Here is a 9,212-nt window from a genome sequence, read left to right on the forward strand (position 1 = left end):
GCCACCCTCACCGCAGAACATCATGAGCACGACAGAGTTCAGTTTCCTGAAAGCCAAGAGCGGCGTGCGGGTCGCGGATTTCATCGCGTTCGTCGCCGATCGCAAGACCGAGCAGGTGCTCAAGAGCTTCGTGCTCGAGCAGGCGATGCCGCACGTCCACATCGCGGTCGGCGGGATCGACGACGCGATCGCGTACCTGTCGAAGATCGAGCGCTCGCCGCTCTTTCTGCTCGTCGACCTGCAAGGGTCGGTGATGCCGCTGTCGGATCTCGGCCGGCTCGCGGAAGTGTGCGAGCCGTCGGTGCAGGTGGTCGCGCTCGGCGAGCGCAACGACGTGGGCCTCTTTCGCAGCCTCTTGAAGATCGGCGTGCGCGACTATCTCGTCAAGCCGCTGACCGTCGAGCTGCTCAAGCGCACGGTGAACGTGTCCGAGGGCAAGGTAAGCCCCGTGACGCTCGCGCGCGCGGGCAAGACGATCGCGTTCGCGGGCTCGCGCGGCGGCGTCGGCGTGACGACGCTCGCGCTGAATCTCGCGCGCCATCTCGCCGAGGACACGCACCGGCGGGTGGCCTACGTGGACCTCAACCTGTGCGGCGGCGCGGCGAACAGCATGCTCGGGATCCAGAGCAACAACGGCCTGACCGACGTGCTGCAGAACGTGCGCCGCCTCGATCCGCAGTACGTGGAGCGCACGCTCGTCGCGAAGGGCAGCCGGCTCTTCGTGCTGTCGGCCGACCTCGACTACGGCACCGAGCGGGAGTTCGAGCCGGGTGCGCTGCCGCGCGTGATCGAGCTCCTGTGCGACAGCTTTCACTACGTGATCCTCGACATCGGCAACCCGAATCACGCGCTCGCGCAGGAGGCGTTCAATCATGCGTCGCGGGTCTATCTCGTCGTCGACCGCTCCGTGCATTCGACGCGCGAAACGATCCGCCTCCTGCGCTTCATCGAGGATCGCGACAACACGCCGCCCACTTCGGTGCTGCTGAACAATCCGAACGCCGCCTCCGCCGGCAAGGTGCAGACGGAGGATTTCATGGCGGCGGTCGGCCGAAGCGTGCTGCACGAGGTGCAGTTCGAGCCGAAGGCGATCTCGATGGCCGAGAACCTCGGCGAGGCGCCCAAGGAAAAGGCGCCGAACGGCTTCAATCAGGCCGTGGCGCGCATCGCCAGCGACCTCACCGGCCAGCATTCGGCCGCCGAGCGCACGTTCCTTCAGAAGCTCAGGTTGAGGAGGCGCTGATGTTCGGGCAGAAACAGGTTATCCGGCCCGCGGACGACGTCGACGAATCCGCCGGAAGCACCGCGGACGCGGCCACGGCGCTCGCTCCGGTCGTCGCGATCGCCGCGGCGCCTGCCGCCGCCACGCCGCGCGCGCAGAGCCCCGAAGGCAACGAGACGCTGGTGCGCTCCGACCTGTTCAAGCTCATCCGCAACGGCGTGTTCGCCGCGATGAACGCGTCGGCGGCGGTCGGCAAGACGCGCGAGCAGATGAAGCCGGGCGTCGAGCAGCTCGTGCTGGAAATCGCCGAGCGTGAGCGCCTGAACATCACGCTCGCGGAGCAGGGGCAGATCGTCGGCGAGCTGCTGAACGACATGTTCGGCCTCGGCCCGATCGAGCCGCTTCTCGCCGACGAAACGATCACCGACGTGCTCGTGAACGGTCCCGACCAGGTCTACGTCGAGCGGCACGGCCGGCTCGAACTCACGCCCTACAAGTTCCGCGACAACACGCACGTGATCAACGTCGCGCAGCGCATCGCGGCAGGGGTGGGGCGGCGCGTCGACGAAAGCAGCCCGATGGTCGATGCGCGGCTGGCCGACGGCAGCCGCGTGAACGTCGTGCTGCCGCCGCTCGCCATTCACGGCGCGGCGATCTCCATCCGCAAGTTTTCGAAGCGCAACATCACGCTGCACCGGATGGCGCAGCAGGGCAACATGTCCCACGCGATGGCGAACGTGCTCAAGCTCGCGAGCACGTGCCGTCTGAACGTCATCGTGTCGGGCGGCACCGGCTCGGGCAAGACGACGCTGCTCAACGCGCTGTCGCATTTCATCGGGCTCGGCGAGCGCACCATCACGATCGAGGACGCCGCCGAGCTACAGCTCGTGCAGCCTCACGTGGTCAGCCTGGAGACGCGGCCCGAAAACGCCGAGGGCCTGGGCGGCGTGGCGCAGCGCGACCTCGTGCGCAATGCGCTGCGGATGCGGCCCGATCGCATCATTCTCGGCGAGACGCGCGGCGCCGAGGCGTTCGACGTGCTGCAGGCAATGAACACGGGCCACGACGGCTCGATGACCACCATCCACGCGAACACGCCGCGCGACGGCATCACGCGGCTCGAAAGCATGGTGATGATGGCGAACGGCAACCTGCCGCTGCTGTCCATTCGCCGGCAGATCGCGAGCGCCGTGCATCTGATCGTGCAGATCGAGCGGATGCGCGACGGCATGCGCCGCGTGACGCGCATCACCGAACTCGCGGGCATGGAGGGCGAGGTCATCATCACGCAGGACCTCTTCACCTTCCGCTACGACGCGAGCGCGTACAGTGAGGAAGTGAAGGGCGTGTTCGAATGCGCTGCCGTTCGTCCCGCCTTCGCGGCGCGCGCCGCGTACTACGGGCTCGAGGACGCGCTTCTGGAGGCGATGAAGCCATGAACCTCGTGAACCTCGTCACCTTCTGCTCGTTCGTCTGCGTGCTGGTGGTCGGCGTGATGGTCCTGACCTTGCAGGACATGCGCAACAACCAGCCGCAAGCACGCGTCAGGACGCGCATGCAGCAATCCTTCGGGGTGCAGGGCGTGCGCAAGGAAAGCCGCAAGCAGGACCTCGACCTCTTTCGCGTGAACAGGCACGACAGCGCCATCAGCCTGTGGTTCGGGCCGAAGATCTCGCGGCTGCGCACGGTGGCGGGCAAGAGCGGGCTGCGCATCGTGATCGGCGCGGCGGCGGCGGGCGAGATCGTCGCGTTCCTGATGACGCACTTCATGCCGCTGCCCGCCTTCGCGACGCCGCTCCTCTTGTTCGGCCTGCCGGTGATCGCGCTCATGCAGGCGTACCGCTTTCTCGTGGAGCGTTTTCGCAAGCGCTTTCTCGACGGCTTCCCCGACGTGATCGACCTCATCGTGCGCGCGGTGCGTGCGGGCGTGCCGGTCACGCACGTGATCGGTTCGGCGGCGAGCGAGTGTCCCGAGCCGTTGCGCACCGAATTCAGGCTGATGAGCGACTCGCTGCAGGTGGGCCTCGATCTGGAGGAGGTGCTGTCGGTCGCGATGCGGCGCATCGAGATCGCGGACTTCTCGTTCTTCTGCGTGTGCCTGCTCCTGCAGCGGGAGACGGGCGGCCAGCTCGGCGAAACGCTGGAGAACCTCTCGGGCATCGTGCGCACGCGGCGTGAAATCCGCTCGAAGACCCGTGCGCTGACCGGCGAAGCGCGCATCACGACGAAGATTCTCGCGGCGATCCCGGTTGTCATCATGCTGTCGATGTACATGCTGAACCGCGACTATCTGATGGTGCTGTTCAACACCGAGGCAGGCAGGAAGCTGCTCACGTTCGGCGGGATTTCGATCGTGATGGGCGTGCTCGTGATCAGCAAGATGTCCAAGCTCGATACCTCGCGATGACGCCCGCCAACGTTCAGACGCTCATCAATCTGCTCATGCTGTTCGCGCTGTTCGCGGCGCTGGCGGTCTGGTGGGCGACCAAGCACGGCGGGCGGCGCGGACGCATCGCGGAGCGCGCGCGCATGGCGGCGCAGACGCACCGCATCGACAGGTCGGCCGCCGAGGACGCGGACGACGACGCGGGCTTTCGCACGCGCCTCCTGCTGCGTCTCGCGAAGATCGGCGACAAGATTCCGCTCTTCGATACCAAGTACCGCATGAAGCTTAAGAAGGAAATGGTTCGCAGCGGCTACCGTAGCAACCTCGCGGTGTCGATCCTGCTCGCGGCGAAGTTCTGCGTCGGCCTGATCTGCGCGGCGCTCACGGTCATGATGGGCTCGCATATCCCGATGATCGGCGCGTATCCGGCCGGCCGCGGCATCGCGATGCTGATGGTCTTCGTGGTGGGCATGATCCTTCCCGAGTACGTGGTCGCGTTTCGCGCGGCGCGCCGCCGCCGCGCGATGGCGGCGTGCCTGCCCGACGCGCTCGATCTGCTCGTGATCTGCACCAACGCGGGCAACAGCCTCGGCGTGAGCATCCGGCGCGTCGCCGATGAGCTGAAGACGATCTGCCCGCCGCTCTCCGACGAGTTTTCGCTCACCGCCGACGAGCTGAAGCTCTCCGGCGACAGCACGCGCGCACTGCACGGCCTGGCCGAGCGCATCGACCTGCCGTCCATTCGGGCGCTCATTTCGACGCTCACGCAGTCGATGCGGTACGGCACGCCGATCACACAGGCGCTGCGCACGCTGTCGCGCACGGAGCGCGTCGCGCACATCGTCTCGCTCGAGGAAAAGGCCGCCAAGCTCGCCCCGAAGATGGTCGTGCCGATGATGCTCTTCATTCTTCCCGCGATCGTCGCGATCGCAGCCGGCCCGGCCGTCATCCAACTTCTCGCCTTCGTCGCGAAGCAATGAACATGAAACCAGCTGACGCATTCCTCCATCAAGCCCGGCGGATCGCCCTGACGGGCTGCGCCGTGTCGCTCCTCGCCGCGGCCGCCGGCTGCACGACCACGACGCGGCAGGTGTCCGAGACGCGGCCCGTGATGCGCAATTCCGCACCGAGCGCGATGAGCGAGCTGCGCATCGCGGACACGGCGCTCGACTCGGGCAACGTCGAACTCGCGACCACGCTGTACGAAAAGAGCGTGCAGGCCGACCCGAAATCGGTGCCCGGCCTGACGGGGCTCGGCAATACGCTTTACGCTGTCGGCGATTTCACGCGCGCGGGCGTCTACTACCAGAAGGCAAGCGCGATCGAGCCGAACGCGACCGCACCGCTCATCGGCATCGCGCGCGTCGCGATCCATCAGCGCCGCTTCGACGACGCGATCGCCACCTATCGGCGCGTCCTTGCGCTCACGCCGAACGATCCGCTCGCGTCGGCGGGACTCGGCGCCGCACTCGACCTGAAGGGCGATCACGCGGGCGCGCAGGCCGCGCTGCGCCAGGCGCTGAAGACCAATCCCGGCGATCCGCTCCTTTGCGTGAACCTCGGCTTGTCGCTGATCCTCGGCGGCAATCCGCGCGAGGGCGCGAACGTGCTGCTCGACGTCACGCGCTTTCCCGCCGCGCCGCCGCAGGCACGCCAGAATCTCGCGCTCGCTTACGGCCTGCTCGGCAACACGGAAGCGGCCGCGGAAATCCTCGCGCGCGATTTGCCCAAGGCGTCGGTGAAGGACAACCTGCGCTACTACGAGATCCAGCGCGCACGCCTGGCCCAGCCGGGGGCCGGAGATGTCGCGATGGTTCCGGCTCCGGCGCGGGCCGCGGCGCCCGCCGTGAAAGCGGCCGCGGTGCCGGGCGCGCAGGTCCAGGCCGTGAGTCTGCGATGACGGGCATGCTCGCGCGCCGGCTCCCCCGCTTCGTTGCGCGACTGGTCCGCGAGAACCGCGGCGCGACGGCGATCGAATTCGCGCTCGTCGCGCCCGTGGTGTTCATCCTGATGCTCGGCACTGTCGAGCTTGCGCTCGACATGATCGTCGACGGATCGGTGCAGATCGCGGCGCAGGCGGCGTCGCGCGCGGGACTGACCACCACCGATCCCTCGACGGGCACGCGCGCCGACGCCGCGAAACGGACCGTCATGAACATTCTCGGCGGCTGGCAGAACATCGGCGGGACCGTCAACATCACCACGCTCAACTACGGCACTTACGGAAACGTCGGGGGCTCGACCTATCAGGCGAACATGGGCGGCTTCGGCGATGTCGTGTCGTACAACATCACCGTGACCGTGCCCGGCTTCTCCGGCATCCCGCAGCTCTTCGGCGTGAAGACGCTCACGTTTCAACGCAACTACATCGTGCAGAACGAAAAATGAAAAGCGCGCCTGAAAGACTGCGGTTTGCGGGGAATACCGGGCATGCGGGGCTGTCCGGCCTTCGCGCGAAGCTGCGCCGGCTGCTGCGCTCGGACCGCGGCAGCGTCACGGTCGAATTCGTGATCATCGTGCCGGTGATGCTCCTCCTCATGCTCGGGTTCACGGAGATCTATATGTATTCGCGCGCGGTGAGCGTCGTCGAGCATACGGCGTTCACGCTTGCCGACTCGATCGGACAGATGAACCGCGTCATCGACGACAACTCGAGCGTCGCCACGCCCAACAGCCTCGCGGCGATATGGAACGCGGCCGCGCTGCTCGCCGCGCCGAGCGATCTGCAGGCGAAGGGCGGCGTGTACGTCACGTCCGTCTGCGACCAGACGACCAAGCCGTGCGGCGCCGTGCCGGCGACGCCGCAGTCGATGGCGGCGGGCACGCCGCGCATCTGGTGGCAGCGCAGCGCGCCGTGGACGGACGGCAACATGCGTTCGCTCGTCACGGCGAACAACATCCTGCCGGCGGCCTGGCCGTTTCGCAACGGCGATTCGGCGGTGATCGTGGAGGTCTTCTACCAGTACACGCCGTTCTCGATGACGGCGCCGTTCTGGGCCAGCGCGCCCGGTACGCAGACGATCTACCAGCGGGTCTACGTGCGTCCGCGCTACACGCCGACGCTCGAACTGGACAGCGCATCATGATCGGCCGCCTGATGAGGAAGCGGCGCGCCGGCGCGGCGGCGCGGGATACGGACACGAGAGTGGGGCGGGACCGCTCGGTCGCTGCGCTCGTGAAGGGTGACGAGGGCGCGCTCACAATGATGTTCGCGATCTGCGCGAGTCTGATGGTCGGCGCGATGTGCACGGCGCTCGACGTGATCGACGACGCCATGACGCAGACGCGCATGCAGATGGCCGCTGACGTCGCCGCGCTCGCTGGCGGCGCGAACCTCTCGCATTACGACCTGACGAAGCCCGGCAGTCTCGCGCAGTGGCAGGCGGACGTGCGCGCCTATTACGACGCGAACATGCCCAAGGGCTTCATGCGGCTCACGATGCCCGACGCCAGTTTCAACGCGACCGTGACCGGCACCGTGGCAGCCGGGCAGACGATCAAGGTGTCCGTATCCGGGTCGATGCCGCTGCTCGCGCCGCTCATCTTCGGCAAGGGCACGTCGGGAGACGGCTCCGGTTCAAGTCCCGGCGGTACGCCCGACACCACGACGATCACGGCGAGCAACTCCGCGCTGCGGCTCCCGAAGAGCACGCTCGAACTGGTCATGGTGCTGGACAACACCGGATCGATGGCGGACAAGGCGACGGCGAAGGGCGACACCAAGATCGCCGGCCTCAAGACGGCGGCGCATGCGCTCGTCGACCTGATCCTGTCGCAAAGCGGCGCGGACAGCTACATCGGCATGGTGCCGTTCACGAGCACCGTCAACGTGAAGAACGTGCTGCCGGCGGGCGGCGGCTGGCTGGACCCGTCGTTCGCCTACAACTCAACCGGCGTCGGCATGACGAAGCAGGGCACCGTCGACGGATGGGCGGGCTGCCCCGTGGAGCCGCGCGACGCGGGCGGCTTCCTGTATCCGAAAGCCTATGCGCCGACGGATTGGCCCAAGTTCACGCCGTACTTCTATAACGTGCCGCCCACGGGCCTGAAGATCCATTCGTGGGTGACGTCGGTCGATTGCAAGGTCGCGCCGGTCGATACCGTGGCCTCCGGCGTGCCCGTCGCGCTCAAGTCGGGCAACACGAACCGTTGCGGCTACGTCGCCCAGCCGAACGGCATCTACGCCGACTGGGAGCAGGTCAAGTGGACCGTAAGCCGGAACAAGCTGGTCGAAAAGGCGGACTCGACGACGCTCAGGCAGAACGACGGCTGCATGACCACGCCCGTGACCTTCCTCACCACGGACAAGAGCAAGCTCAGCACCGCCATCGACCAGATGAACGCGAGCGGCTCGACGCTGATTCCGCTCGGCATCCTGTGGGGCTGGCGCATGCTGTCGTCGTCGTGGTCGGTCAACGTCGCGGGGTCGAGCGGCTGGGTGTCAACCGATGCGAGCCTGCCGCGGCCCGAGATCACGCAGGGTCTGCAGCGCGTGATGATCGTGCTGACGGACGGCGAGAATTCGATCGGCTCCTCCGGCGACCTGCAGAACAACCTGTTCTTCAACGGGCTCTCAGGCGTCGGCACGAAGAGTCTCGCGGCGCCGACGGTGTTCCGGCCGAACGGCTCGTCGCTCACCAACGCCACGATGGATTCCGTCGACGACATCAATTCGTTCCAGACGAGCGCGTGCACCGCGATCAAGAACACCGGCGTGACGATCTACGCGATCACGTTCGGCGACGTCGCCGACAACTCCGTCCAGGCGATGCAGGCCTGCGCGAGCCCGGGGAACTACTATCACGCGCCCGACAACCCGACGCTCACCTACATCTTCCAGCAGATCGCGGGGAATCTGGGCGTGCTGCGGCTCACGCAGTAGCGGTGCGGACGTGCGCCGGGCCGCTCACGCGGCCTGGGAACGTGCGTTGCTTCCTTTCTTGCGCGGGTCCACTCGTTAGAGAAAGGAGAATGACCATGCCAGAGAAGAAGACCGTCAAACGCGCCGAAGCCGCGAAGCGCGCCGGCAAATCGCCGGGCACGCAGGCGGGCGCGTTCGTGAAGGAGCAGATCGACCATATCCGCGAGGGCAGGCACGGCGCGAAGTCCGCGAAGCAGGCGATCGCGATCGGCTTGTCCGAGGCGCGCCGCTCGGGCGTTGCCGTGAAGGCGCCGAAGAAGGGCGCCACTTCGGAAGCGACGCGCAAGAAAGCGGCAAAGGACGCAGCAGCCGGCGCGCACAAGACGAAAAAGAGCGCGAGCACCGAGTCGAAGAGCAAGCGTTCGGCCGTCAGCACGCGGGTTTTGAAGCGCGAGGGCACAAAGGCTGCGTCGCACACGGCGCTTTCGAGGCAGTCGCACGCGAGCGCGAGCCGGCGCTCGGCGGCGGACCGCTCGGCCGCGGCGAAGAAGGGCTGGGCGACGCGCCGCAAGGCGGCCAGCGCGCGCCACGCAAGCCGCTGACGAGTCGCTGAGGAGCTTCTGAAGAGCCGCTGACGGCGCATCGCGCAGTTTTTGCCGGCCGGCGCATGAAAAAAGCGGGCCGCAGCCCGCTTTTTTCCCTTCGTTCCGCCGGTTTTACTTCGCCACCGGCATCGTGAACTC

General features: G+C 67.1%; 9 protein-coding genes. All 9 read left to right on the forward strand.

The window, feature by feature from the left end:
* The first annotated feature begins 22 nt into the window (after positions 1-22).
* The 9 genes from BG61_RS28705 to BG61_RS28745 all read left to right on the forward strand — a co-directional run bounded on the left by BG61_RS28705 (position 23) and on the right by BG61_RS28745 (position 9,071).
* The gene (locus BG61_RS28705) at positions 23-1,243 is read left to right on the forward strand and encodes a CpaE/TadZ family protein (RefSeq protein ID WP_035934334.1); all 1,221 of its coding nucleotides are present in this window, start codon (positions 23-25) and stop codon (positions 1,241-1,243) included.
* Positions 1,243-2,661: a TadA family conjugal transfer-associated ATPase gene (locus BG61_RS28710; protein ID WP_035934335.1), complete on the forward strand. Its 1,419-nt coding sequence runs from the start codon at positions 1,243-1,245 to the stop codon at positions 2,659-2,661. The genes BG61_RS28705 and BG61_RS28710 overlap by 1 nt, the downstream gene beginning before the upstream one ends.
* Entirely contained in the window at positions 2,658-3,629 is a 972-nt protein-coding gene (locus BG61_RS28715; protein WP_035934337.1) for a type II secretion system F family protein, read from the forward strand. The genes BG61_RS28710 and BG61_RS28715 overlap by 4 nt, the downstream gene beginning before the upstream one ends.
* On the forward strand, positions 3,626-4,588 hold the full coding sequence (locus BG61_RS28720; protein WP_035934339.1) for a type II secretion system F family protein: 963 nt from the start codon (positions 3,626-3,628) through the stop codon (positions 4,586-4,588). The genes BG61_RS28715 and BG61_RS28720 overlap by 4 nt, the downstream gene beginning before the upstream one ends.
* A 2-nt stretch (positions 4,589-4,590) precedes the next feature.
* On the forward strand, positions 4,591-5,508 hold the full coding sequence (locus BG61_RS28725) for a tetratricopeptide repeat protein (RefSeq protein ID WP_051672837.1): 918 nt from the start codon (positions 4,591-4,593) through the stop codon (positions 5,506-5,508).
* Complete coding sequence (locus BG61_RS28730) at positions 5,505-5,996, forward strand: TadE/TadG family type IV pilus assembly protein (protein ID WP_129572179.1); 492 nt, start codon at positions 5,505-5,507, stop codon at positions 5,994-5,996. Before BG61_RS28725 ends, BG61_RS28730 begins: the two co-directional genes overlap by 4 nt.
* On the forward strand, positions 5,993-6,694 hold the full coding sequence (locus tag BG61_RS28735) for a TadE/TadG family type IV pilus assembly protein (protein ID WP_081868208.1): 702 nt from the start codon (positions 5,993-5,995) through the stop codon (positions 6,692-6,694). The genes BG61_RS28730 and BG61_RS28735 overlap by 4 nt, the downstream gene beginning before the upstream one ends.
* Positions 6,691-8,490, forward strand: coding sequence for a VWA domain-containing protein (locus BG61_RS28740; RefSeq protein WP_232256255.1), 1,800 nt, complete (start codon positions 6,691-6,693; stop codon positions 8,488-8,490). Before BG61_RS28735 ends, BG61_RS28740 begins: the two co-directional genes overlap by 4 nt.
* A gap of 95 nt (positions 8,491-8,585) precedes the next feature.
* Positions 8,586-9,071 (forward strand): DUF6496 domain-containing protein, encoded by a 486-nt coding sequence (locus BG61_RS28745; protein ID WP_035934360.1) that lies wholly within the window; start codon positions 8,586-8,588, stop codon positions 9,069-9,071.
* The last annotated feature ends 141 nt before the right edge of the window (positions 9,072-9,212 follow it).

Source organism: Caballeronia glathei, from assembly GCF_000698595.1.
In the GTDB taxonomy this organism is placed as follows: domain Bacteria; phylum Pseudomonadota; class Gammaproteobacteria; order Burkholderiales; family Burkholderiaceae; genus Caballeronia; species Caballeronia glathei.

Excerpts from the sequence above, each read along its gene's own strand:
- BG61_RS28710 (WP_035934335.1), top strand. The coding sequence starts at position 1,243 with ATGTTCGGGCAGAAACAGGTTATCCGGCCCGCGGACGACGTCGACGAA.
- BG61_RS28720 (WP_035934339.1), top strand. The coding sequence starts at position 3,626 with ATGACGCCCGCCAACGTTCAGACGCTCATCAATCTGCTCATGCTGTTC.
- BG61_RS28725 (WP_051672837.1), top strand. The coding sequence starts at position 4,591 with ATGAAACCAGCTGACGCATTCCTCCATCAAGCCCGGCGGATCGCCCTG.
- BG61_RS28705 (WP_035934334.1), top strand. The coding sequence starts at position 23 with ATGAGCACGACAGAGTTCAGTTTCCTGAAAGCCAAGAGCGGCGTGCGG.
- BG61_RS28740 (WP_232256255.1), top strand. The coding sequence starts at position 6,691 with ATGATCGGCCGCCTGATGAGGAAGCGGCGCGCCGGCGCGGCGGCGCGG.
- BG61_RS28745 (WP_035934360.1), top strand. The coding sequence starts at position 8,586 with ATGCCAGAGAAGAAGACCGTCAAACGCGCCGAAGCCGCGAAGCGCGCC.
- BG61_RS28735 (WP_081868208.1), top strand. The coding sequence starts at position 5,993 with ATGAAAAGCGCGCCTGAAAGACTGCGGTTTGCGGGGAATACCGGGCAT.
- BG61_RS28715 (WP_035934337.1), top strand. The coding sequence starts at position 2,658 with ATGAACCTCGTGAACCTCGTCACCTTCTGCTCGTTCGTCTGCGTGCTG.
- BG61_RS28730 (WP_129572179.1), top strand. The coding sequence starts at position 5,505 with ATGACGGGCATGCTCGCGCGCCGGCTCCCCCGCTTCGTTGCGCGACTG.